Source organism: Clostridium hominis (assembly GCF_014287825.1).
GTDB classification, from domain to species: Bacteria; Bacillota; Clostridia; order Clostridiales; family Clostridiaceae; genus Clostridium; species Clostridium hominis.
The window spans coordinates 67,987-93,138 of the sequence record NZ_JACOOO010000004.1; the positions used below are offsets into that span (position 1 = coordinate 67,987).

At 27.3% G+C, this 25,152-nt stretch carries 22 protein-coding genes; 3 read left to right on the top strand and 19 right to left on the bottom strand.

Annotated elements, in window-relative coordinates:
• Positions 1-92 precede the first annotated feature (92 nt).
• The 16 genes from H8S20_RS02180 to H8S20_RS02255 form a co-directional block, all read right to left on the bottom strand.
• The gene (locus H8S20_RS02180) at positions 93-620 is read right to left on the bottom strand and encodes a GNAT family N-acetyltransferase (RefSeq protein ID WP_032119687.1); all 528 of its coding nucleotides are present in this window, start codon (positions 618-620) and stop codon (positions 93-95) included.
• Positions 621-698: 78 nt separating this feature from the next.
• On the bottom strand, positions 699-1,250 hold the full coding sequence (locus H8S20_RS02185; RefSeq protein ID WP_032119688.1) for an ANTAR domain-containing response regulator: 552 nt from the start codon (positions 1,248-1,250) through the stop codon (positions 699-701).
• A gap of 213 nt (positions 1,251-1,463) precedes the next feature.
• Positions 1,464-2,795, bottom strand: a complete 1,332-nt coding sequence (glnA, locus tag H8S20_RS02190; RefSeq protein WP_032119689.1) for a type I glutamate--ammonia ligase — start codon at positions 2,793-2,795, stop codon at positions 1,464-1,466.
• 289 nt (positions 2,796-3,084) lie between these two features.
• Entirely contained in the window at positions 3,085-3,393 is a 309-nt protein-coding gene (gene trxA, locus H8S20_RS02195; protein ID WP_243177479.1) for a thioredoxin, read from the bottom strand.
• Positions 3,394-3,565: 172 nt separating this feature from the next.
• The gene (locus H8S20_RS02200) at positions 3,566-4,402 is read right to left on the bottom strand and encodes a D-Ala-D-Ala carboxypeptidase VanY (protein ID WP_032119691.1); all 837 of its coding nucleotides are present in this window, start codon (positions 4,400-4,402) and stop codon (positions 3,566-3,568) included.
• 107 nt (positions 4,403-4,509) lie between these two features.
• Complete coding sequence (locus tag H8S20_RS02205; RefSeq protein ID WP_186859210.1) at positions 4,510-5,808, bottom strand: VTT domain-containing protein; 1,299 nt, start codon at positions 5,806-5,808, stop codon at positions 4,510-4,512.
• 137 nt (positions 5,809-5,945) lie between these two features.
• Positions 5,946-9,170: a ligand-binding sensor domain-containing protein gene (locus tag H8S20_RS02210; protein ID WP_186859211.1), complete on the bottom strand. Its 3,225-nt coding sequence runs from the start codon at positions 9,168-9,170 to the stop codon at positions 5,946-5,948.
• Between the two features lie 123 nt (positions 9,171-9,293).
• Positions 9,294-9,761: a hypothetical protein gene (locus tag H8S20_RS02215; protein ID WP_032119693.1), complete on the bottom strand. Its 468-nt coding sequence runs from the start codon at positions 9,759-9,761 to the stop codon at positions 9,294-9,296.
• Positions 9,762-9,901: 140 nt separating this feature from the next.
• Entirely contained in the window at positions 9,902-11,953 is a 2,052-nt protein-coding gene (locus H8S20_RS02220; protein ID WP_032119694.1) for an ABC transporter permease, read from the bottom strand.
• Complete coding sequence (locus H8S20_RS02225; protein WP_032119695.1) at positions 11,943-12,710, bottom strand: ABC transporter ATP-binding protein; 768 nt, start codon at positions 12,708-12,710, stop codon at positions 11,943-11,945. The genes H8S20_RS02220 and H8S20_RS02225 overlap by 11 nt, the downstream gene beginning before the upstream one ends.
• 248 nt (positions 12,711-12,958) lie before the next feature.
• Positions 12,959-13,969, bottom strand: a complete 1,011-nt coding sequence (locus H8S20_RS02230; RefSeq protein ID WP_032119696.1) for a sensor histidine kinase — start codon at positions 13,967-13,969, stop codon at positions 12,959-12,961.
• Positions 13,966-14,637, bottom strand: a complete 672-nt coding sequence (locus H8S20_RS02235) for a response regulator transcription factor (protein ID WP_032119697.1) — start codon at positions 14,635-14,637, stop codon at positions 13,966-13,968. Before H8S20_RS02235 ends, H8S20_RS02230 begins: the two co-directional genes overlap by 4 nt.
• Before the next feature lie 163 nt (positions 14,638-14,800).
• On the bottom strand, positions 14,801-16,282 hold the full coding sequence (locus H8S20_RS02240; RefSeq protein WP_081921798.1) for a sensor histidine kinase: 1,482 nt from the start codon (positions 16,280-16,282) through the stop codon (positions 14,801-14,803).
• A gap of 230 nt (positions 16,283-16,512) precedes the next feature.
• Positions 16,513-16,974: a YdeI/OmpD-associated family protein gene (locus H8S20_RS02245; protein ID WP_032119698.1), complete on the bottom strand. Its 462-nt coding sequence runs from the start codon at positions 16,972-16,974 to the stop codon at positions 16,513-16,515.
• Entirely contained in the window at positions 16,971-17,504 is a 534-nt protein-coding gene (locus H8S20_RS02250) for a COG3650 family protein (RefSeq protein WP_032119699.1), read from the bottom strand. Before H8S20_RS02250 ends, H8S20_RS02245 begins: the two co-directional genes overlap by 4 nt.
• 70 nt (positions 17,505-17,574) lie before the next feature.
• Positions 17,575-18,012 carry a MarR family winged helix-turn-helix transcriptional regulator gene (locus H8S20_RS02255; RefSeq protein ID WP_186859212.1) on the bottom strand — a complete coding sequence of 146 codons (438 nt, stop codon included), beginning with the start codon at positions 18,010-18,012 and terminating at the stop codon, positions 17,575-17,577.
• A gap of 111 nt (positions 18,013-18,123) precedes the next feature.
• Between H8S20_RS02255 and H8S20_RS02260 the strand changes: the two genes are divergently transcribed.
• Positions 18,124-19,518 carry an MATE family efflux transporter gene (locus H8S20_RS02260; protein ID WP_032119700.1) on the top strand — a complete coding sequence of 465 codons (1,395 nt, stop codon included), beginning with the start codon at positions 18,124-18,126 and terminating at the stop codon, positions 19,516-19,518.
• Positions 19,519-19,578: 60 nt separating this feature from the next.
• Here the strand turns inward: H8S20_RS02260 and udp are convergent, their stop codons facing one another.
• Positions 19,579-20,358 carry a uridine phosphorylase gene (gene udp / locus H8S20_RS02265; protein WP_032119701.1) on the bottom strand — a complete coding sequence of 260 codons (780 nt, stop codon included), beginning with the start codon at positions 20,356-20,358 and terminating at the stop codon, positions 19,579-19,581.
• Between the two features lie 179 nt (positions 20,359-20,537).
• On the bottom strand, positions 20,538-21,008 hold the full coding sequence (locus H8S20_RS02270; protein ID WP_032119702.1) for a YbaK/EbsC family protein: 471 nt from the start codon (positions 21,006-21,008) through the stop codon (positions 20,538-20,540).
• Between the two features lie 142 nt (positions 21,009-21,150).
• Here H8S20_RS02270 and H8S20_RS02275 point away from each other — a divergent pair, with 142 nt between their 5' ends.
• Together H8S20_RS02275 and H8S20_RS02280 are read left to right on the top strand one after the other, a co-directional pair.
• Positions 21,151-22,161, top strand: coding sequence for a PLP-dependent cysteine synthase family protein (locus tag H8S20_RS02275; protein WP_032119703.1), 1,011 nt, complete (start codon positions 21,151-21,153; stop codon positions 22,159-22,161).
• A 92-nt stretch (positions 22,162-22,253) separates the two neighbouring features.
• Positions 22,254-22,766, top strand: a complete 513-nt coding sequence (locus H8S20_RS02280) for a hypothetical protein (protein ID WP_042282076.1) — start codon at positions 22,254-22,256, stop codon at positions 22,764-22,766.
• Between the two features lie 289 nt (positions 22,767-23,055).
• On the opposite strand, the gene H8S20_RS02285 is transcribed toward H8S20_RS02280, so the two are convergent.
• On the bottom strand, positions 23,056-25,104 hold the full coding sequence (locus tag H8S20_RS02285; RefSeq protein WP_186859213.1) for a tetratricopeptide repeat-containing diguanylate cyclase: 2,049 nt from the start codon (positions 25,102-25,104) through the stop codon (positions 23,056-23,058).
• Positions 25,105-25,152: the final 48 nt, after the last annotated feature.

Genomic DNA, 25,152 nt, shown 5'->3' on the forward strand with positions numbered 1-25,152 from the left:
TATTATTTTTTATAAGAGTAATTATAGCTTACATTTCTGTACACTACCTTAACTAATATGTACAGAAATTTTTTCTAAAGTCTACCTAAATTCTAAATGAATATTTTTTTATATTCATCCTCAAGTATGGACATTATATATACATCTTTATACTCATTTTCTATAAAGATGCCGTCTCTTTTTAATCCTTCAACCTTAAAACCTGCCTTTTCATACATCCTTTTAGCTCTTGGATTATAATCAAAAACTTCTAACTCTACTCTATGTAGCTTCAACTCTTCAAATGCAACTCTTAATACTTCTAAAGTTGCCTTATATCCTATTCCTTGACCACATAAATCTTTATTGAATATAGCTATTCTAAAACCACAACTCCTATTATCATAATCTATATCATTTAATACTACTTCCCCTAAAATATTATTATCTAAATCACAAATAATAAAATCTTCTCTTGAATCATCTTCTACTATTCTTTCAATATAGCTATATACTTGTTCTTTTATCGGATTGTTTATTGTCCCTGTATAGTACATAACCTCTTTATCAGGGTTTTTAAAGCCACTATTCCAATACTTTTCTTTATCTTCTATTGATAATTTTCCTAATTTTATCTCCATAATAATCTCCACCATTTTTATATTTGGTTTTATTTTACCATATAAAGTAATCTAAACAAATAAATAAAGGATGTCCAATTATATCTTTTCTAATATCTCATCAACTATTTCTCTTATAGTTTTCCTTCTATCCATAGCCTGTTTTTGAATATATCTAAAAGCTTCTTCTTCACTAAAAGATTCTCTTTCCATTAATTTACCTTTTGCTTTATCTATAAATTTCCTATCTGCAATCTTCTGCTCTAAAGTGTTAATTTTTTTCTTATATAACCCAAATCTTCTTTCACTTTGTATAATCATATCTATAGAATTAAGAAGTATTAAATTATTTATAGGGCTTGTTATGCAAAAAATATCAGTTTGTTCCTGTATATAAGCTTTATGTTGCTCATTAACTATAGCTAAAAAACTAGTTAATTCTCCTATATTATTGTAGACATCCATAATTGTCATATCTATTAGCTTATATCCAATTAAAACAATGCTTATATCATTAATTCTAACTATTCTTATAAGCTCATTTCCCGATTTTGTAGTAGCAACTATATAATATCCTTCGTTAGCTAAAATATTTCTCAATTTTTCTGAAACCTCTAAATTATTAATGGCTATTACAATTCTTTCTTGCATATTTCCCCTCCAATCAAACAGATATTAGAAATAATATTAAGTAAAAATTCTTTCAGCTTAAATATATGTTATACCTTTAGTTGATAGACGTTAAGTATTCGCTACACTCATAAGAGAAATGTGCACTTTATGCAGAGAAATATAAGTCTTTGACATAGTCAAACATTTCTCTGTGTGCTAACACGTATTTCTCTTTAGAGCGTAGCTCCAACTCTAATATTGTTCTAAATAATTATCGATTTCCCATGGAGTTACTTTAGTTCTATACTCATCCCATTCTATCTTTTTAGCTTTAATATAGTTGTAAAAAGTATGATCACCTAAAGTTTTTCTTATTAATTCGCTTTCTTCCATATATTTAACAGATTCTTCTAAGCTTCCTGGTAAATTCTCTATACCATCTTCATGTCTTTCTTCAACACTCATACCAAATATATTCTTTTCTATTGATGCTGGTGGTGTTAAATTATTTTTAATACCATCTAATCCTGCTGCTAAAAGACAAGCTAAAGCTAAATACGGGTTTGCACTTGGATCTGGACATCTTAATTCTATTCTTGTACCTGCTCCCCTAGTTGCTGGAACTCTTATAAGTGGACTTCTATTTTTAGCAGACCATGCAATATAAACTGGAGCTTCATAATCAGGTACTAATCTCTTATAAGAATTAACTAATGGATTGGTTATAGCAGCTAATTCTTTTACATGCTTCATAAGTCCAGCTATAAAGCTATATGCATCTTTGCTTAAAGCTAATCTATCACCTTCATCATAAAATGCATTCTTACCACCTTTCATAAGCGACATATTTACATGCATTCCTGATCCATTTATTCCAAAGAAAGGCTTAGGCATAAATGTTGCATATACTCCATGTCTTTGAGCTACTGATTTAACTACTAACTTAAATGTCATAATACTATCTGCTGTAGTTAATGCATCAGCATATTTAAAATCTATTTCATTTTGTCCATAAGCTACTTCATGGTGAGAAGCTTCTATTTCAAAGCCCATATCTTCTAACATCATACACATATCTCTTCTTGCATTTTCTGCACCTTCTAATGGACTTAAATCAAAATATCCTGTTTTATCTTGAGTTTCTAACTTTGGTCTTCCCTTTTCATCAGTTTCTAATAAGAAGAATTCACATTCTGGACCTACATTAAAGCTATATCCCATATCCGCTGCTTCTTTTAATACTTTCTTTAAGATATTTCTTGGATCCCCTTCAAAAGCATGTCCTTCTGGAGTATAAATATCACAAATTAATCTAGCTACTCTTCCATGTTGTGGTCTCCATGGTAATATAGAAAATGTATCTAAGTCTGGTCTTAAATACATGTCTGATTCTTCAATTCTTACAAATCCTGAAATAGATGAACCATCAAACATTATATTATTATCTAAAGCCTTCTCTAATTGTCTATCGGTAATAGCTACATTTTTTAAAAATCCAAATATATCTGTGAATTGTAGTCTTATAAACTTAACATCATTCTCCTCTACTAATCTTAAAATATCTTTCCTTGTATACTTTGCCATAATATCTTCCCCCTTTATAATAAAAAAGACGCCAATAGAATAGGGCTTATCCCTCTATCGAACGTCTTTGTTCACTCAAAATATTAATTTAATATATTGATATTATATAACCATTTTATAGAAAACGGAACAATTTTTTATAATTTTTATTTAAAGTTTTTTATTTTTATAGAACCATTCAACTAATCTCACCCTTATATTATTTAATAATTAAATAATTATCTTATTAAATAGATTCATTTCGTGAAAGTCATGAACCACTTTGTGAGCATAGTGAACAACTTATTTATTATTTTCCCTTTTCTATAAACTCTTCTATTTTCTTCTTAGGATTAAAGCCTATCATTCTACGAATGAATTCTCCATCCTTCAATAAAACTAAAGTTGGTATTGATTGTATTTGATAATATGATGCTATCCTTCTTGAATCATCTATATTTACTTTAACAACCTTAACATCTTTATTTTCTTTATTTATTTGCTCTAAAACTGGAGAAAGCATCTTGCATGGACCACACCATTCTGCATAAAAATCTACTAAAACTAAACCATATTTAACTTCATTTACAAATTCGGATTCATTTATAACCTTCATCATTTACACTCCTATTAATTATTAACATGATAAATTGATTATCACTTAATAAATTATATTCACGCTAGCATTAATTGTTATACTTTATAGAACCCTCATGTGATTTTGTCACATAAAAAAGCTAGTTTAATTGGAATAGACCTATATCCTACCTTAAACTAGCTTTAAATTTACTTTATCTTTCTAAATATTCCTCTAAAGTGATTCCTTTACTCATTATTTCTTCTGCTACATCAACACCAACATATCTTAAATGCCATGGTTCATAGTCATATCCAGTTATATCTTCCTTCCCTTTAGGATATCTAAGTATAAATCCATAATTAGTCATATTATCCATAATCCATTGGAAGGCCATTGTATTTTCAAAACCTTCATCTAGACTTAAATATTCATCAGATAGCAAGTCCATTACTAACCCTGTCTGATGTTCACTTGTTCCTGGTATAGCAACATAATTATTAGTATATTCTTGCCCTTCTGTTGCTACACTTCTATCATATACAACCTTTTGATAATCATATGATCTATATCCAGAGATTGCAATTAAGTTTATTCCATCTTCCTCAGCATCATTAAACATATTTTCTAAAGCATTTGCTGCATCTAATCTCATTTCTCTACACATATCATCAGCTACTCTAAATTTCACATTTGGTATTACTAAATCTGGTGGAATATAATTTTCATTTATACCACTATTTTTATTAATAAGCATTAAATAATCATTTGATTCTTCTTTAATATTATCAGATTTTACTTTCGTATTTTCTGAAGTATTATTTTCTTGTGTATTACTATTGCTTCTAGTGTTATCTTCACTATTACTTAAACCGTTTTTCTCCTCAATTATTGCACCTGCTACAGTCTGTTGTTTACATAAATTATCTATTTTATAAATTCCAAAAGTTGTTATAATAATTGTGCCTATTATTATATAACTTCTATTTCTTTTTCTAATTTTATTTTTTTTAATTCTATTACCAACCTTATCCTTAGTCTCTATCGGCATCTAATTAGTTCTCCTCCATATTTACTTTTCTGATTTTTTAAAGTATAAACTTTCATATTGATTTTATAATATAATTATTACAAATAGATGTCAAAGCCAATTTATTGTTAATACTCTAACTCGTTTGCAATCTCTGGTACAATAATTGCCAGTTCTAAAACCGCTATACATAATCCAACCCATAGAGTCGCAAATAAATATGCGGCAATTACTCCACTAGCGTTTTGAATTTTTAAATATATATCACTTATCCCTACGAATGCACAAACTGTTATAAGTATAGTAATAGTTATAGCCTTAATAAATTTATTCTCACTTTGCCTTAATATATAATATGTAATAATCCCTAACAAAATAGAAACTATAAATACATCTTTACTGGGAAAACTATTATTTATATTACCTATAACTACAATAGCCGAACTCCTCTTTAATATATAATTTGAAATATTAACAAATATTTCTCCTCCTAGGATTGTGAAAATTATAAATAATACATTTTTAACTTTATGATTTTTCTTTAATGTTATCCATCTGACTATTAATACACTTATCAATATTACAATATAATCAGACGAAATATATTTAAAGCCACTTATAGATTCTATAAAAGTCCTATACATAGTATTCTCTAACACTATATATACAAAATTATCAAAGATACTCATTTCATTTGATAAAAATTCGCCTATTAATTTGAAAGTAAATATTACTAATGCTATATAGGTCATAGCTACAATAAATATACCAACTTCAATTCTCCTAATTGAATTATAAATTAGGACCGCATTATTTATAACTAAATATAAATGTTTCTTTATACTTTCTTTATATTTTTTATAGATATATATTGATATGGCTACAATTCCTAATAATATTGCTCCTATAATTAAATATTTAGTAGCATATTTATGAAGGGAATCCCAACTTGACCCTAACGCTTTTCCTATAGTAATAAATGTTGCTGACCAAATAAGTGCACCTATATACCCATGAGCTGCAAATTTTACATATGATACATTAGTTATTCCTGAAACATAACCTGTTATATGTCTTACCCCTGGTATAAAATAAGCTATAGTTAATAACTTATTTCCAAATCTATCAAACCATCCAGATATTTTTTCTAACTTTTCTGGTGTTAGTCCAACATACTTACCATACTTATGAAAAAATGGCATCCCTAAAGATTTCCCAATAAAATAAGATGTTGTTATTCCAGAAACAACTCCTAATGTTGCTACTAGGATAGTAAAAAAATAATTTAACCTTCCTTGATAAATTAGAAATCCACAATATCCCATCATTATCTCCCCCGGCAATGGTAACGCTATTAACTCTAAAAATAATGATATAAAAATAATGATATAGCCATAGCTATTTAATAGCTCTTTAAACTTATCCATTAATAATCTCCTAAATAATATATTTATCTCTATATTATCTTCTCTTTATTTAAATAATTAATTCTAGATTGCATAAAAAAGAAGATGCCTTTAAATTGACATCTTCTTCATTATAAATTAACTATAAATTTGAATCTTTATTCTTCCGGTAAAGTTATTGTAAACTTACTTCCTTTGTTCTCTTCACTTTCTAATGAAACCCTACCATTATGAAGTTCTACTATATACTTAACTAACGTTAATCCTATACCACTACTACTTACTTTAGTTGAATCAGACCCTTTTCCTTGCTCAAATCTCTTAAATATAAACTCTTGGTCATCTTTTGATATGCCAAGCCCAGTATCTTCAACAGAAATGCTTACAAGGTTATCATCTTCATTAATTAAAACTTTAATAGTTCCACCACTTTCAGTGAATTTAACCGCATTTCCAATAAGATTAATAATACACCTTTCTATTTCTTTGGGATCGCAGCATATTATTTTTTCTTCTATTTCTGGGTCAATTATTAATTCAATCCCTTTTTCTTTTATATAATCGCTCATATTAAGAGCTGTTTCTTCTACTAAATAAACTATATCTACATTGTCTTGTTTCTTTATTTTATACGCTCCAGACTCTATCTTTGAACTATCTATAATATCATTTATAATTTTTAATAAATTATTTGAACTTTTCTTTATTACTTCCATATAATGTTTTGTTTTCTCTTTAGTAACATTCCCACTATCCTCTAAAGAATTTAATAACTGTAAAACAGATAATATTATATTTATAGGAGTTCTTAACTCGTGAGAAAGATTTACAAAGTAATCATTTTTAAATTTCTCATTTTTTAGACTTCTCTCATATAATTTTTCATTTTTCTCCATCTGACGATTTATTTCCTTAGTCTGTTTTTTAACTAGAGCCTTTAATAATTTGACTCTATTCCATATAAAATAGATTATAACTAAAATAATAAATATATAGAAACAATATGCCATTTTAGTTTTCCAAAAAGGGCTATTAATTGTAAACTTTAAAGTACTCTCTTCAGTAATATCACCACTATTATTCATTGCTTTTACTTTAAAAGCATAACTACCTGGTTCTAACAATGTATAGTTTGCTCCTATGCCTCTATTAGCATATTTCCACTCATCATCCACTCCCTCAAGTTTATATAAGTAGGTTACCTCTCTCACTCCCCCGTATTCCGGAAGGAAATATTGGAACATTATGTTGTTTTCATTATAATCTAAATCTATTTCTTCATCTCCAAATTCAATTAATTCACCATTTACTCTTACCTTCCCTATCACAACATTTTTACTTTCATAAACTACTTCATTAATGTCTTTAGGATCAAATGATACAACTCCCGTAGATGTACCAAATAGTATTTGACCACACTCCATCTTTACACTTGTATTTCTATTAAAATGGTTTCCTTGAATTCCATCTATTTCAGAAAAATTCATAAATTTATTGTCTTCAACATTAAATTTACTTAATCCATTATTTGTTCCTAACCATAAGTTACCATAATCATCTATTTCAATTGAATTTATATAATCACTAGCCAATCCATCTTTTTCCGAATACCTTACAAATCTTTCAGTTTCTATATCAAATTTATTTAATCCTGATTTTGTTCCTATCCATAAAGCTCCATTACCATTACCTTTTATACAATTTACAAAATCATAGCTAATGGAATTAGCTTCTTCAGCTGTTGTATAATTTTTTATAACGCCATAAGTTTTATGAAATTTTATAAGTCCACTATATCTTTCTCCAGCTAACCATAATATATCTTTATCTCTCTCATCTTGAAAGATATCTACAATCCTATAATTGTCAATTCCTTTCTCTTTGAAATTCTCATTATAATTTACTAATTCATATGTTTCATTTTCACTTTTATAAAATCCTTCATTAGTTCCTATCCACAAAGAATCTCCATCATTAAAAATAGTTAATATTTCATGAGCATACTTTTCTCTTAGTTCCTTAGCTACGTTACGTTCTATTTCTCCTGTATCTTTATATAAAACATCTACCCCTCTATCTGTAGATATTACAAATTCATTTTTTTTAATCTCGAAGATATTATTTACCTTATTGCTAGATAATGAGTTACTATCATTCTCATCATATATATACCTAACACTCTCTTCAGTCTCTACAATAAAATTGATTACTCCGTTACTCTTAGTCCCTATCCATAAGTCATTATTACTATCCTCAACTATAGATGTTATACTACTATCTGGTATGTCTATTCTCCTTAAAACGTCATTTATTATATTATTAAACTGTTGAGTTGTATTTAATATACTTATCCCATTATCAGTTCCTATCCATAAAACTCCATTTCTATCTTGAAGTAAACAAGTGATAGAATTACTAATTAGGCTATTATTAAATGATACATCTTTTTTATAAGTGTTGACGGTATTGTTTTTTTCATTATATTTTATCAATCCATCTGATGTTCCAAACCATACACTTCCTTCGTTATCACATAATATTGTAACAATACTATTTTCTATACTTTTGTCAAAGTTAACTTTATAAATATCCGTATCTTTATTAAATACATTATGCTTAAATACCCCACTTTTAGTTGCAATCAACATATCTCCATTTATATCTCTATCAATTGAATATATTTGATTAGAATTTTCCTTATTAAAATTCTTTTTATAGTGATCTAACTCATTTAAATTTTTTCCACCTATCCCATGCTTAGTACCTATCCATAAAAATCCATTTTTATCTTCATTTATATCAGTGATGTAATTATCAGCAACTTCATTCTCACCATTATACCAGTAATATTTAACAAATTTATCACTTTTCGAATCATATCTATTTAACCCTGAAGCTGTTCCTACCCACATAATATTATTACTATCTTTGTAAATATCTGTTATATAAGGGTTGCTTAAGTTATTTTTATCACTATATTTAATTATCTTTTCTGTTTCACTATCAATGATATTTAAACCTCCATAAGTTCCAACCCATATATCTCCATCCTCATCCTCTGCAATACTTGTTATATATGTAGAACTTAAGCTATCTTCAGTACTATTTTTATAGTTGTACCCTTTTACCATATTACCATCATATTGATTTAATCCATCTTCAGTTCCTATCCATATATACCCCTTAGAGTCTTGAAAGATACAAGTTATAACATTACTAGACAAACCATTTTTCATAGTTATATTTTGAAAGTTAATTTTATCACTTTCCAAACTTTCTTTATTTGAAAAATTAATTTCATCAGCAAATGCTATTTGGTTATTACAAATTGTCATAAAAAATATTGTTAACATTATCGCAGTTTTTCTTATATATTTAGTCATTTTTCTCCTCACCCATTATAATAATCTTATTATTCCACACTACGATTTTAACATTTTTTACTATTTTTCTCAATATTTCCTGATTCGTTTTTCTCTAATATCTTTAATTTTCAGTATCTAAATTTATCTAAATCCTAAAATAGCTTGTAAGCTATCTCTATCATATAACCCATTTGCGGCTTTAATGCAGTATATTCCTGCAGTTATATTTAAAATATTGGCAGTAAGTAAGTCTATATTAGGTTGAATTGAATAATTAGACCCATTCCTTATATCTTCGTATGATATGTTATAATTTATTATTGCAAGTTGAGCTGATATCAATCCTGCTATGAAAAATATATTAACTGCTTGTTTTACCAAACCGTCTGCTTGTACTATAAGTTCATTATTAGTAAAATGTGTCTTAACAAACTCAACCCCTAATAACGTTGATTTATATAACAATACTTGCCCATATATATTAAGTATTATTGTTAATTGTTGTGCAGCAAGGAGCTGTAACTTATTACTTTCTTTATCATTATAATAAGACGACTTTTTTTTATTATTTCTATTATTTTTTTTATATTTAGAATGTTTTTTCCTCATAATATAAGTCCTTAATCTATGCTCATATTCTATACTATTTAATATATTTTTTATTTGCGCCTAATTTTATAGATAATAAAAAAAGACCATATTAAAATAATTCTTTTATATGAGTTATTTTTAATATGGTCTTATTTTACCTATTTTGAATTTTTAACTATTCCTTTATATCCTGTATATGTTACATAGAAATATCCACCATAAACTACTATAAGAATTCCTAATGTCAATAATGATGTAGGCACTATATTAGACTTACCATACATACTTAAGAATTTATTTACTACATTTATTCCAACTACAGAACTTATTATTGCTAATATAAGTGGCATAGCAAAATAAATTACTGTCTGCTTAAATATAGTTTTATTTATCATCTTTTCTGTCGCACCAATTTTTTTTAACGCTTTATATCTATCAGAACTATCACTTGCTTCTGATAACTGCTGAAGTGCAAGTACAGCTGCACTTGAAATTAAGAATACTATTCCTAAATATAAAGCTACATAAAGTATTATTGTAGTCATTCCTTTATTATCTGCATATACTGACTGTTTTGTAGTATTAATCGAAGGTAGCATGCTAAGGTCTTCACTATCTCTATCTGAATTAAAGTTTCCCATTTGACTTGCTCTACCATTTATAGCATCGAATGTAGCAATCATATTTGCTTCCTCTTTAGGATCATTTGGATTACTGTAGTTTACATCCATATATGCACAGGCTAGCTCCATATTTTCTTTTAGATTATCTGGCACTATAAGTGTTAATGTATTATTTGCAATAGATGAATTATAAATTGCTTCGCTTAAATATTCAGTATTTGCTACTTTATACTCTTTTCCATTTATATCTACAATTCCTTGAGCCTTTATTAAGTTTTTTACTGACTCCTTAGCACCCTCATAATTAGAAAGAACTAATACTTCATCATCATTTATAGTTAACGGTCTCTCTCCATATAAATCTCTTATTTTGTTATAATCAGAAATTTTAATAGCATCAACATAACCCCATCTTTCCTTACCAGCATCTATTCTTTTTTTCATCTCGCCAACTGCATAAGGTTTTAATATATCTGCAATCTCTACTCCATTTAAATTATATCCATTAAAAAATATATATTTATCATCGTTAAAATTATGATTTACCTTCTTCATAATATCTTCTACACTTTGATACTTGCTACTTTCATCAGTAAAAAGCTTTGTTGATGCATCAAAAGGTGCTACAATACCGGCTTCCACTGCATTTTTGAATCCAAGTCCTGTTGATAATGTAACTATAGTAACAAATAGCATAAGTGAAATTACAGCCATTGAAATAAAGTTAGTATTTACTTTGCTACTTAGCTGTCTAGTAACAAAAATATTCAACTTCTTAAAGTATATACTTTTGCTCTTTTGGATAATACCTAATAAGAATCCTGATACTCCAAAGAAAACTCCTACTGTTCCTATTATCCCCAATACTATAGATGCTTTAAATTTAAAATCTGTTGGATTTAATCCACTCTTCGTTACTAAATAATAAGCTATTATTAAGATTGATGCTGAAAAAACAAATATTATTGATGATACTATCGGGCTCTTAATTTTAATTTCTTCATTTTTACGTCCTGCATTTAGCATATCTATAAGCTTGTATTTAGAAACAATTCTTGTATTAAATATCATTAAAATACCAAAAATTAATGTGAAATATAAAATTGTTTTTAAAATTGCAGCTCCTGATACTATAAACTTAAACTCTGCCATATCAGCCTCAAATAGCTTAGCTGTAAATACTGATAAGCCTTGAGACGCTAAAAGTCCTAATAATAAACCAACAACTAAAGATAAAATTCCAACTATTAAAGTTTCAAATAACAATATCTTAGATATTTTACCTTTGCTCATCCCTAGAGTCATGTAAATACCAAGTTCTTTTTTTCTCTTCTTTATTAGAAAATTATTAGCATAAAGTATTAATCCACCTAAAATAAATGATACAAATACTGATAATACTGACATTAACGTCTGTATCAAACCTATATAATCTTCTGTACTATTATTAATTTTTATTACTGCCTGTTGAGCCCCTATTGAATTAAAGCTATAAAATATACTTACTGCAAAAGCTATAGTCAAAAAGTATATAGTATAATCTTTAAAGCTCTTTTTTACGTTATTTATAGCTATCTTAGAATACATTTTCTACATCCCCTCCAAGCAATGTCACAACTTCGATTATTCTATTAAAAAATTCTCTTCTTGAATCATTTCCTCTTACCAATTCATTAAACACCTTACCATCTTTAATAAATAAAATTCTGTGAGCATAGCTCGCTGTAAAGGCATCATGAGTAACCATTAATATAGTAGCTTCTAATTCCCTGTTCAATTTTTCAAAGGAATCTAAAAGAAGTCTTGATGACTTGGAATCTAAAGCCCCTGTAGGTTCATCAGCTAAAATAAGAGAAGGATTAGTAACTATAGCTCTTGCTGATGCTACTCTTTGCTTTTGACCTCCTGACATTTGGTATGGATATTTATTTAATACTTCAATTATCCCAAGATTCTCGGCTACATTTTTGATTTTGCTATCTACCTCACTTGGCTTAACCCCTTGTATAGTCAATGCTAATGCTATATTTTCATAAGCAGTTAATGTATCTAAAAGATTAAAATCTTGAAATATAAATCCAAGCTCATCTTTTCTAAAGTCTTCTAGTTGCTTTGATTTCATTTTAGTAATATCTTTATTATTTATTATTATGTTACCTGTTGTTACAGTATCTATAGTTGAGATACAATTAAGCAGTGTAGTTTTTCCACTACCTGATGGTCCCATTATTCCAACAAACTCACCTTTATCAACTCTGAAACTAATATTATCTATAGCCTTTGTTATATTATCTTTATTTCCATAATATTTTTCTATTTTTTCAACCTTTAATATATTTTTCATTCAAATTTACCTCCATCTATTCTATTTATTAAAAATTCTAAACTCAACTTATTATTAATTTGAATTTTACTTAAGTTTTTTATTATGGCTTTCATCATTATTTATTTTATCCTGTTATGAACAAAGTACATATTGAATTACATTTCACTATTCTTACAAAATTGTAACTTTATAAAACTAATAAATTCTAAATTAAAAAACGTCTTTTTTACTAAAAGACGTTTTTTTATAATAATCTTATTTTGTTGCTAAAAATCAGTAAATCTTCCTTGCGGAAATATTATATTTACTTTTGTTCCTTCATTTTCTTTAGAATCTAAGCTTATTCCAATTCCTAATTTTTCACAAAGCTTTTTGCATAAATAAAGACCAATTCCTGTTGATTTTCCAAACTTTCTCCCGTTATCTCCTGTGAACCCTTTTTCAAAAACTCTATCAATATCTTTCTCATTAATTCCAACTCCGTTATCTTCAATAGTTAAAATTATATTATTTTCATTTACCTTTGAATATATTGAAACTTCTCCGCTTCCAGATTTTGAAAACTTAACTGCATTTATTATAATCTGATTTACTATAAACTCTACCCATTTTGCATCACTAAATATAGTACCATCAATATCTTTAATATTTAATTTAATTTTTCTATTTATAAAATCTCTACTATTTGATTTTACAGCTTTCATAACTACACTTCTTAAGTCAAACTCCTTTATTATGTAATCCTTACTTACATCATTACTTCTAGCATAATATAATGCCTGCTCAATAAATCCCTCTACTCTCTTCATTTCATAACTAATTTTTTCGCCTGAATTACTATCGTCATTATCTAAAATAAGCTTTGCTGATGCTATTGGAGTTTTTATTTCATGTACCCATGTTTCTATATACTCTCTATACTCTATCTGCTCATCCTTGTAATACTTCACCTTCTCATGCATTGCCTTATTACACTCTTTTAAGGCACTATTTATTATTTTTGCTTCCTGAAAATTCGCTTCCTCAATAACTTCTGGAAGTAAATACTTTTTATCTAAATTATCCAGTGTGTTAATTAAATTATCTAAGTATCTTTTAAATTTAATAATCTCTAAAACCATATATATTACTAATGGTCCAAACCATATTATAAATACTAATACTATTATATTTATAGGTACTAATGCTATTCTCATCAATATTGTAACTAATAAAAACATAAGAAAATTTATTATTAGAAATACCATTCTCTCTTTTAAATACAACATTATACTCATGATATTATATACCCAAGTCCTCTTCTAGTTTCTATTACATTTTTAAGCCCTATTTCCTCAAGCTTTTTTCTTATTCTTGTAACATTAACTGATAATGTATTATCGTCTATAAACATTTCACAATCCCAAAGATAATTCATTAATTTTTCTCTTGAAACTATTCTACCCTTATTTTTTATTAAATAAGATAGAATTTTTAATTCATTTTTAGTTATCTCTATAGTCTTACTATCATATATTACAGTTCCATTAGATAAATTCAATTTCATATCTTTATACTCCAATACATCTTGAACGACAGAACTTTTATAAGCTCTTTTTAAAATAGATTCTATTCTTGCTAATAATATTTGTGTATTATACGGCTTAGTTACAAAGTCGTCTGCACCTAAATTCATGCTCATAAGCTCATCTACATCACTATCTCTACTAGTTACTATAATTATAGGAACATCTGAAAATTTTCTTATTTCTCTACATATATAATATCCATCAAATATAGGCAAGTTTATATCTAATAATATAAGATTAGGTGCTTCTTCTTTTATTAAATCAATAATATTCTGAAATTCATTTGGTGCACTTATTTCATATCCGTATCTATTTAAAAATATCTTTAACTCTTCTCTAATAGTTATATCATCTTCTATAATCATAATCTTAGTCATTCTTATTACACCTCTTTATATATTTAAATATATTTTACAACAAATTTATCTAAAATATATTAAAGTCTTCTTAATATTTGCTTAAACTATCATAACTTTTTATTCTAAAAAAGTAAAACACCTACGCTCATATATAAGTAGGTGTTTACTTTGCTATTCTAAATTAAATAATTGCATATATATCCGAAAACTCAATCATACATTTTTCAAAAATTGTTTGATTACAAATATTAAACTTAAGCTGTTCATTTTTTACGACTTTTTTTGCTGGCAATGTAATAGTAAATTCTGACCCCTTACCTAATTCACTTTTTACTCTAACACTTCCATTATGCATTTCCACCAATGATTTTACTAATGCCAAGCCTAATCCACTGCCTTCTTGTTTTCTTGATAAACTTTTATCCTCTTGTACAAATCTATCAAAAATATTATTGATTTTATCTGGTGATATACCTATTCCATTATCTTTAACAGAGATTTCAATATCATTTTCATAAGATTTTATATTAACAAATATCTTACCATTGTCCTTTCCATACTTAACCGCATTAGATAATAAATTAAGGATAATCTTTTCTACCTTTTCTTGATCAAAAGCTATTATTTCTTCTTCAACATCTGTATCAAAAATAATTTCACTATTAATGTTACCTATATAATCGCAGGCTGTTAATACTACATTTTCTACTATAGATACAATATCATTATTTTCTAATCTCACTTTACATTCACCAATATCTATCTTAGTAATATCTATAAGATTGTCTGTTAGCCTTAATAACCTATAAGAATTATTTTCAATCATCTCTATATAATTTTTAATCTTATCTTTACTTATAGTAATTATATCTTTATCCTTTATATATCTTCCTATTAACTGTGTTGTAGATAGAATAACATTTAAAGGTGTCTTAAATTCATGAGATATGTTATTAAAAAACTCATTTCTTATCCTTTCTTCTTCAATCTCTTTTTCTAGTTTTCTTCTGTCATCTTCCAACCTTCTATTTTCTGTTATATCATAAGCCATTCCAAAAGAACGCTTAGCATTTTCTTTTTCGTCTAATATAACATCCTTAACAACAAAAAATAATTTCAATTTATTACTTAACCTAATATTTTCCTTTTCCATTATATTGCATTTTTGATCTATTAATCTTCTATCTTCCTCTTCTATAACAATAGCATCTTCTTCACAGAAAATATCTCTATCATGTTTCCCTATTATTTCTTCTTTACTTAAACCAACTTTATTACAATAAGCTCTATTTACATAAATATATTTACCTTGTAAATCTTTAATCCATGCTAGTAGTGGTATATTTTCTAATATTAATTCTAAATCTGTTTTACTATAACCCTCTTCTTTTAAAACTAAAATCTTTGCACTATTACCTTTCCAAGTATCAGTGTTTATTTTATATGTAAACTTAATAGAATTATTTTTATTATCATAAAAAACTATTTCTCCATCATTATCTAAATTAATAATATCTTTCACAAAATTAATTAAGTTCTTTTTTACTAATTCATCTGATTTATAATTTAATCGCTTTAACAGACTATTATTGCAGAATTCTATTGTATTTGATTCATCTAGAACCATTATGCATTCATCAATACAATTAAAAATAGATTCCATCTTTCATCCCCCGTATCCCATAAATAGTACTAGTTAAATAGTACTTATTAATTCTATCACAAGCAAAATTATTATACAAATATTATATTTAGAGTATTTTTTCACCTTTTCGACATTTTATTTTTCTTTAATTTCGTTATAAATCTACAAATTTTATTTATATACAAGTCAATAAAACAAAGGACCCATCTGCATTACAAATAGGTCCTTTTTACTAAAACATCACATAATTATATCTTTTCTTTATTTGTTAACTTTTTTATAGTTTCTTTAATTCTTTTATCGAAAGTCTCTTCTTTCTTCGCGGAATTTATCCATTCAACATATTTTTTCTTTTGAGAGTACGATAAACTTTCATAAAATTCACAAGCATCTTTATTATCATTAAACATTACATTTAACTTCTCTGGAACTTCTATATTCCTATCTTCAACATCTTTTTCTATTACTACCTTAATAGTATCTCCATAAGTTTTACTTATTTTGTTACGTATATCTTTAGTAACTCCTATAATGTAACAAGGTAATCCCATCTTTACAATAGATCCCCTATATTCTACTCCATCAAATAAGGCTTTAACCTTTACTCTTTTAACATCAAATTCCTCTTCAACATCAAATGGAATCTCAATATATGAAGCTTCTTTCCCTTCTACCTTCTTTAACTCTGCCTCAAAATTATATTTTTTCATAGTTTTAATTCTTCTCCTACGGTTTGATTAATATTCACATTAATCATCTTTTTTACATGTATTTTATCTAGATCTACCTTTGGTTGAACGCTTGGATTTAGTGGATACCTACCATCTTGATTTTTCAAAACTGTATGGAATCCATTCTTAACGCCACCACCAGTAACATATACTATTATATCATTAAATCCATTTGTTTTTGAATTGCTTATTATTATTGGCATATTAACAATTGTAGTTTTAGATATAAAGCTATATTCTTCATTATCTTCACTAAAAATTAATAAAGTATCTCCACCAGTACTACTAAAGTCTGGTCCCCATAAATAAACTAACACTTCAGTATTAGTTCCACCATTTATATCTTCATAAAATGCTATATATCTATTTCCGTTGTTTGTTACCTTTACACTACTAACTATTGCTTTTTCAAGATCAACATTACTCTTAATATTTTCAGCATTTGTGTATGAAGTAATTATAAATGTTAAAATTACTACGAAAATTGTACTAATAACTATCTTTTTCATAAAAAAACTCCTTATAACTATAATAATTATTCTTATTATTTGTTATAAAAGGAGTTTTAATACATAATATTTACCTTTTCTTGGAGTTATATGAAATTTGGTCCATAACATCCATATAAGTTTTAATATCTTGCTTAGCAATTCCTTCTGTAATAATATCAATAAAATCACTTTGCATCTTTAACAATATATCAAGTAATGGATCTGCTTTTTCGGTAAGACTTAAATGCTGACATCTTCTATCTTCCTTATCAACTTCAATCTTTATTAATTCTTTATCTAATAAAGGCTCAATAGCTTTAGATACATATGCTTTTGAAAATCCTCTAAGTTTAACCATATCTGTTGCAGTATTATGTTTTGGATTATTTTTAATAAATATTAAAATATCTGCTTCTGGTTTAGTTAAATTACATTCCTCTGCTGCCTTAGAAGAAAGTTTGTGATATAAATCCCCCATATGCTTCATATTATATAAAATCTTAGTAATTTTAAAATCTATGTCCATTCTTCACCTCTAAATAGTTGACTTGTAAACTGTTTCTGTATAAACTATATTATATTGAATGTAAATCAATGTCAATCATATTTTATGAAAATTTAAAAGGAGACTGATATTATGCAACACAATCAAACTGAAGAACTAGGAATTTGTAGTGTTGGAAAGCTACTTTTCAAATTAGCAGTACCAGCTATTGCTGCACAAATTATCAATTTACTTTATAACTTAGTTGACCGTATGTATATTGGTCATATTGCTGATGTAGGTAAGCTTGCTTTAACTGGTGTTGGTGTATGCTTACCATTAATAATGATTATATCTGCTTTCGCCGCACTTGTTAGTATGGGTGGTGCTCCAAGAGCTTCTATATTTCTTGGAAAAGGTGAAAAAGATAATGCTGAAAAAACTCTTGGTAACTCCTTTACTTTACTTGTAATGATATCTATTACTCTTACTATAATATTTTTATTATTTTCTAAGGATTTACTTTTATTATTCGGTGCAAGTGAAAATACAATAGAATACGCAACAAGCTATATGAAAATTTACAGTCTAGGTACTATATTTGTTCAATTAACTCTTGGGCTTAACGCTTTTATAAGTGCACAAGGCTTTGCAAAAACTAGTATGCTTACTGTTCTAATTGGAGCTATAACTAATATAATTCTAGATCCTATTCTTATATTTGGTCTTAATATGGGAGTAGCTGGTGCAGCTCTTGCAACTATAATATCTCAATCTTTATCAATGATTTGGATTTTATTCTTCTTAACTGGAAAGAAAACTACACTAAAAATACGTAAAAAACATTTACGTTTATCAACAGAAATTATTCTTCCTTCAATAGAACTTGGACTTTCTCCATTTATTATGCAATCTACTGAAAGTTTAATTGCTGTTTGCTTTAATTCATCATTATTAAAATACGGCGGAGATATAGCTGTTGGTGCAATGACAATACTTACAAGTGTTATGCAATTTTCTATGCTTCCACTAACTGGATTAACTCAAGGTGGACAACCAATTATAAGCTATAACTTTGGTGCCAAAAATGCAGACCGTGTAAAGAAAACATTTAAGCTTTTACTTATTTCTTGCTTAACTTATTCAACTATACTTTGGGCTGCTGCAATGATTTCTCCTCAATTATTTGTTTTAATATTTAATAACGATCCAGAACTTGTAGATTTTGCAAGTCATGCTCTTAGAATATATATGGCTGTATCTTGCATTTTTGGTATTCAAATAGCATGTCAGCAAACATTTATTGCCTTAGGTAACGCAAAGGCATCTTTATTCTTAGCATTACTTAGAAAAGTAATTTTGCTAATACCTTTAATTTATATTATACCAATATTTATGGCTGATAAAACAACAGCAGTATTTATGTCTGAACCTGTTGCTGATATATTGGCTGTTACAACTACATCAATATTATTCATCGTTCAATTTAAAAAATCTATGAAAGAAATTTCTACTCCATTAGATAATACTACTCCAATTAATGCCTAACTAAAAACTGCTAGCACCTAAAATTAAGTGCTAGCAGTTTTTATTTATTTATTTATTTATTTATTTATTATCTCTATCAGATTTTATTATATCTCTAATAGCTTCTATAGCTACTTCTATTGCTAATTCTGTATCATAAACTTTAGTATTTTCAAGTCCAGCCTTTTCTCTTTCTTGATTAGCAACTGTTAAGAAAATTGCTCCAGTACGTACTCTTAAATAACTGCCTACTATAAATAATGCTGCTGATTCCATTTCTGAAGCAAGGCATCCACAATTAATCCATGCATTCCATTTATTAATTAGGTCATAACTTACTGGTTTACTTTCTGGAGAGTGTTGTCCATAAAATGAATCCTTAGATTGTACAACACCCACATGATAAGACCTATTTAATTTTTTAGAAGCCTGCACTAAAGCATTTGTAACTTCTAAATTTGCTACAGCTGGAAACTCAATTGGAGCATATTCCCTAGTAGTGCCCTCCATTCTAATAGAGCCTGTTGCTATTACCACATCTCCACCTTTAACATTCAAATCCATACCACCACAAGTTCCAACTCTTATAAATGTATCTGCACCGCATTTAACTAACTCCTCTAGCGCAATAGATGCTGATGGACCTCCGATACCTGTAGATGTGACACTTACTTTTTCACCATCTAAGTATCCTGTATATGTAACAAATTCCCTACTATCTGCAACTAGCTCTGCATTATCAAAATAACTTGCTATCTTTTCGCATCTTTTAGGATCACCTGGCATAATTACATATTTACCAACTTCCCCTTTTGCTACATTTATGTGATGTTGTCTCTCTATCTCTTTTAAAGAATTCATCATATCCCCACCTCATTTAAGTATTTTCTTATTAACCTTCATTACTTATATCATCCAAATATTAGCACCTACATTTTATATATGTCAAGTTAATCCATATAAGTATTTTATTTATATATTCTAAACTTATATTCCTCAGGCTTTCTATACTAAGTAATATATACCTTAAAAGATAATTCTTACTCATTAATTTTGCAAACATCTACCCATTCTAAGGAGTTTGAATATTTATAAAGCTCATCGCAAGTTAGTTCAATAGCGCTATTACTACTTCCACATGCAGGGAAAATAGTGTTAAATCTCTTTAGTGATTCATCTAAATATACTGGTATATTAGTATTTATAGCAAAAGGGCATACCCCACCTACACTATGACCTACAATTCTATCTACCTCTTCTAATGTTAACATTTTTGCTTTCATATGAAATTTCTTTTTAAATTTAGAATTATCTATTCTTGCATCACCAGCTGTAACTACTAAAATACAACTATCATCCTTTTTAAAAGATAATGTTTTTGCGATTCTTTCTGCCTCAACATCTAAAGCTTTTGCAGCTAATTCTACCGTAGCACTTGATACATCAAACTCCTGTATTCTATCATCTATACCTAAATCCTTAAAATACTCTCTAACTAATTTAATAGACATTTAATTTTCTCCTCTCCAAATTATACATAACTTAATTATATACATAATTTTTTTCCTTATACACTTATAAAATTTATAATAAATATTTCTAAGTCTAAAACATATATTTAATATTATCAATAATCTTACTTTAGGAGTCTTAATTATGAATATCTTAAATAAAATAAATAATTTAGAAAAGCTAATAGGAAACACTCCACTAGTAGAAATTTCATTTAAATATAAAGGAAGAGAACTTAAGATATGTTCTAAAATTGAACATTATAACTTAACAGGAAGTATAAAAGATAGAATTGCAATTTATATGATAAAAAAAGCTTATTTAGATAAGCGTTTAAAAGAAAAGGATATTATTGTAGAAGCTACTAGTGGTAATACCGGCATATCATTTGCAGCTATAGGAACTTACCTAGGACACGAAGTTCATATTTATATGCCAAATTGGCTTAGTACAGAAAGAATTAAACTATTAGAAAGTTATAATGCAAAACTTCATTTAGTATCAAAAGAAGATGGTGGATTTTTAAAATGTGTGTCACTAGCAGAAGATTGCTCTACAAATTGTCCTGATGTATTCCTTCCTGGACAATTCTCTAATATAGATAACACTTATGCACATTATTATTCTACAGGTCCTGAGATATACAAAACTTTAAAAAAGCATAATCTAAAAGCTGATTTATTTATTGCTGGAGTAGGTACTGGTGGAACTATAATGGGTATTGGTAAGTACTTAAAAGAAAAAAATCATAACTTAAAGATCTATCCACTTGAACCATCTAATTCTCCTACTTTATCAACCGGTAAACATACTACTGTTAACCATCGTATACAAGGAATATCAGATGAATTTATTCCTCCTATTTTAGATTTGGCAATGCTAAATGAGGTTATTGGAGTTGATGACGGAGACTCAATAATTATGGCTCAGATGATATGTAAAAAGTTCGGATTAGGTGTTGGTATATCTTCTGGGGCAAACTTTATCGGAGCAATAAAATCACTTGAATTAAATAATTTCAAAGGTAATATAGTCACTGTATTTGCAGATGATAATAAGAAATATTTATCTACCGATCTTATGAATGTTGAACCTGTTAAAGAAGGGTTTATATCTTCTAATGTAGATCTTATAGATTTAAAAGTTCTTTAGTTATTTGATTGTATTTTTTATTGTAGTTTTCTACTTTCAAATCTGTCCACTTTAGCATATACTATTATAAAATTCTTTTATGGAGGCATCTTTTGAAAAAAAATAAAAATAATACAAGTTCTAATACAAGCACTTCTTCATCTGATGCTCGTGACTCCTACTTAAAAGGCTGGGAACTAGCTTTAGCTGATTTAGAAAAAGTTGGTGCATTATTTGCCTCTGTTGGATACTTAACCTTTTTCTTTGCTGCAAATTTAGATACACTTACTATATTAGATATAAATAATACCGGTCGTACATCAGAAGAAACATTTGTGAATGGACAAGAGTTAATCTCTATTGGCTATACATTATTGTGGATAGTATCAATTAGTAGGTATTCTGAAGCTATATTTAAAATCAATAATACAGAAGAAACTGTTGATTTACCAGCTTTTCAGCAACTTAAAGATTCTTATCTAATAAGTCTATTTGCTAACTTATACAGACTTGATGCATTTATTCAGTTATATAAAGATAGCCTTGAAGAAACTTCTAATTCTACCACTACTAATGCTACCGAAGAAAGCACCCAAGAAGCAAAAACAAATAACTATATTTTCTAATAAATATTTAAGCCTTATATAAATTAAATAAGCCGTATTACTAAATTTAGTAATACGGCCCTCATATAACTTTTAGTTATAAGTTTTATATCAAGGATTTTGAGACTTTAAATGATAGACTCATAACATCTGTATTGACTATAACTAATTCTATGTTTATTGAGAAATCTCTTACTGAACATGAACATAAATCCATCCAAATAAGCCTATTCTTTTTTCCTATAATTTTATAATATGAAATTTTGTTCTTTTTGTTACAATCAAATACTATCTTTAAAGTCTTTCTAAGTTAGGATAAATGTAAAAAAGTATTCCTACCTTCTTTTTTTGCTTCATATAACGCCTTATCTGCCTTCTTAATATAATCGTCGTAATCTTTATTACTTCCAATATATGCAGTGCTTATTCCTACACTTATTGTTACTCTATCCTCTACTTCAGAAAAATCATGCTTTATATTTAAATTATAAACATTCTCCTTTATTCTACTCACTACATTTATAGCTTCCTGCTTATCTGTATTTAACATAATTATGATAAACTCTTCTCCACCATATCTTGCTACAAAATCAGAATTTCGGCAGGAGTTCTTTATTTCATTTGATACCTTTTCTAATACCTTATCTCCTTTAGGATGTCCATAATTATCATTATAATTTTTAAAGTAATCTATATCTATCATAACAAAAGATATTGGCATCTTAGACTTTCTATACAAGGACCAATTACCTGATAAATATTCATCTAACGCTCTTCTATTAGCAATTCCTGTTAAACTATCAGTAACACTTAAATTTTTAAATAACATATTTAATTTATTTATCTCCCTATTCTTTTTATAAATATAAGCAGCCATAGTTGTTATTATAATAATAACAACTAGAGAAACTACAATTATTGTTTGCATTATCTTTTTTGAATACTTTAAGTTAGATATTACCTGATGATTATTTTCTGTTTCAAATTGCTTATGTAAGTACTTAAGGTATTGTTCATCAAATTTATCTTTCAGATCACTTTGTAACTTTATGTACTCGTCCATATATTTAATTGCATTTTTATAATCTTCAAGTGCCAAGTAATCTAAATATAATAATTTTAAGTGAGATGCTTCATAATATGTAGTTCCTTTTTCATTTGCTATTCTTTGAGCTTCTTTATGACATTCTAATGCTTTGTCATACTGACCAATACCATAGTATATATCTCCACATATTTCTTCAAGCAATATATCAAAATCTATATATAAAAATGGGCCTATATTTTCCTTATGCCTATATTTTGCTAACTCTATTAATTCCCTTGCTTCTTTAAAATATTTATTTTTTAATGCTATCTGTGCCTCTAAGGCATATACAAATGTAGCTGTGTCATCCTTCATATTCTCATCTAATATATCTAATATATTTTTTAGTTCAGTTATACAGTTTTGTGCTTCATTTACTTTATCTACTTTTAAATAAGCTCCACATAAATTTACCAGTGCATAAGACTTTAAAAATGCATCCTCATTTTTATCATCTACAGTATAATCCAAAGTTGCTGATAAATACTTTATTGCCTCTTCATAACATTGTAGATCAATATAATTTACACCTACCTCTATATAATTTCTTATCTCAAGATTTGTTAATCCATCTTTCTTACAAATATCTATTGCATCTAGTTGATATTGTATCGATTGAATTAACTCATTAGCTATTGCATATGCACAGCCTGCACTTGAATATACTTTAGCCAAATTATAATTGTTTTTTTTGGATAACTCTAAAGATTTATCAATTAAAATTAATGCTCTCTGTAATCCTCCTGGCATATCAATTATTTTCATAGCTCTTTCCCTATAAAAATCTACTAACATATTTTCTAAAGATTCTCTTTCACATATATTAATTGCATCTTCAAACAACTCTTCTGACTTTTCGTAGTAGTTATCATAAAGATATGCTGTAGATAAATAAAAACTTATAGCTGCCTTTATAGTAGGTTTTGAATCATTATCAATAAGATTTAATGCTTCATTAAATCTATTAATAGACTCATCAACATCATTATCCTTAAGTTTTAAATATCCTAATATAAAATTTGTATTTATTATTTCTTCATTAATATTAGAATTGATAGCTACTTCTTCACTATATCTTTTAATATCCTCTATAGTCTTCTTATCTAGCTCTTCAAAACTATTAGAAATAATCAAATCTACTATTTTATCACTCACTCTGTTATCTATTAATTTTTCACTTTTTATATTCTTTTTTATAATTATTCCAAGGAAAGTTAATCCAATAAAAACTAACCCTATTATTAATATAATAGTTCTCTTTCCACTCTTCATGATCTCTCCTAACACTTTCAATTAAACTTCAAATATTCTCATATAAAT

Bases quoted from the DNA above. Each gene is read 5' to 3' on its own strand.
- H8S20_RS02180 (WP_032119687.1), bottom strand. From the start codon at position 620: ATGGAGATAAAATTAGGAAAATTATCAATAGAAGATAAAGAAAAGTAT.
- H8S20_RS02185 (WP_032119688.1), bottom strand. From the start codon at position 1,250: ATGCAAGAAAGAATTGTAATAGCCATTAATAATTTAGAGGTTTCAGAA.
- glnA (WP_032119689.1), bottom strand. From the start codon at position 2,795: ATGGCAAAGTATACAAGGAAAGATATTTTAAGATTAGTAGAGGAGAAT.
- trxA (WP_243177479.1), bottom strand. From the start codon at position 3,393: ATGATGAAGGTTATAAATGAATCCGAATTTGTAAATGAAGTTAAATAT.
- H8S20_RS02200 (WP_032119691.1), bottom strand. From the start codon at position 4,402: ATGCCGATAGAGACTAAGGATAAGGTTGGTAATAGAATTAAAAAAAAT.
- H8S20_RS02205 (WP_186859210.1), bottom strand. From the start codon at position 5,808: ATGGATAAGTTTAAAGAGCTATTAAATAGCTATGGCTATATCATTATT.
- H8S20_RS02210 (WP_186859211.1), bottom strand. From the start codon at position 9,170: ATGACTAAATATATAAGAAAAACTGCGATAATGTTAACAATATTTTTT.
- H8S20_RS02215 (WP_032119693.1), bottom strand. From the start codon at position 9,761: ATGAGGAAAAAACATTCTAAATATAAAAAAAATAATAGAAATAATAAA.
- H8S20_RS02220 (WP_032119694.1), bottom strand. From the start codon at position 11,953: ATGTATTCTAAGATAGCTATAAATAACGTAAAAAAGAGCTTTAAAGAT.
- H8S20_RS02225 (WP_032119695.1), bottom strand. From the start codon at position 12,710: ATGAAAAATATATTAAAGGTTGAAAAAATAGAAAAATATTATGGAAAT.
- H8S20_RS02230 (WP_032119696.1), bottom strand. From the start codon at position 13,969: ATGAGTATAATGTTGTATTTAAAAGAGAGAATGGTATTTCTAATAATA.
- H8S20_RS02235 (WP_032119697.1), bottom strand. From the start codon at position 14,637: ATGACTAAGATTATGATTATAGAAGATGATATAACTATTAGAGAAGAG.
- H8S20_RS02240 (WP_081921798.1), bottom strand. From the start codon at position 16,282: ATGGAATCTATTTTTAATTGTATTGATGAATGCATAATGGTTCTAGAT.
- H8S20_RS02245 (WP_032119698.1), bottom strand. From the start codon at position 16,974: ATGAAAAAATATAATTTTGAGGCAGAGTTAAAGAAGGTAGAAGGGAAA.
- H8S20_RS02250 (WP_032119699.1), bottom strand. From the start codon at position 17,504: ATGAAAAAGATAGTTATTAGTACAATTTTCGTAGTAATTTTAACATTT.
- H8S20_RS02255 (WP_186859212.1), bottom strand. From the start codon at position 18,012: ATGGACATAGATTTTAAAATTACTAAGATTTTATATAATATGAAGCAT.
- H8S20_RS02260 (WP_032119700.1), top strand. From the start codon at position 18,124: ATGCAACACAATCAAACTGAAGAACTAGGAATTTGTAGTGTTGGAAAG.
- udp (WP_032119701.1), bottom strand. From the start codon at position 20,358: ATGAATTCTTTAAAAGAGATAGAGAGACAACATCACATAAATGTAGCA.
- H8S20_RS02270 (WP_032119702.1), bottom strand. From the start codon at position 21,008: ATGTCTATTAAATTAGTTAGAGAGTATTTTAAGGATTTAGGTATAGAT.
- H8S20_RS02285 (WP_186859213.1), bottom strand. From the start codon at position 25,104: ATGAAGAGTGGAAAGAGAACTATTATATTAATAATAGGGTTAGTTTTT.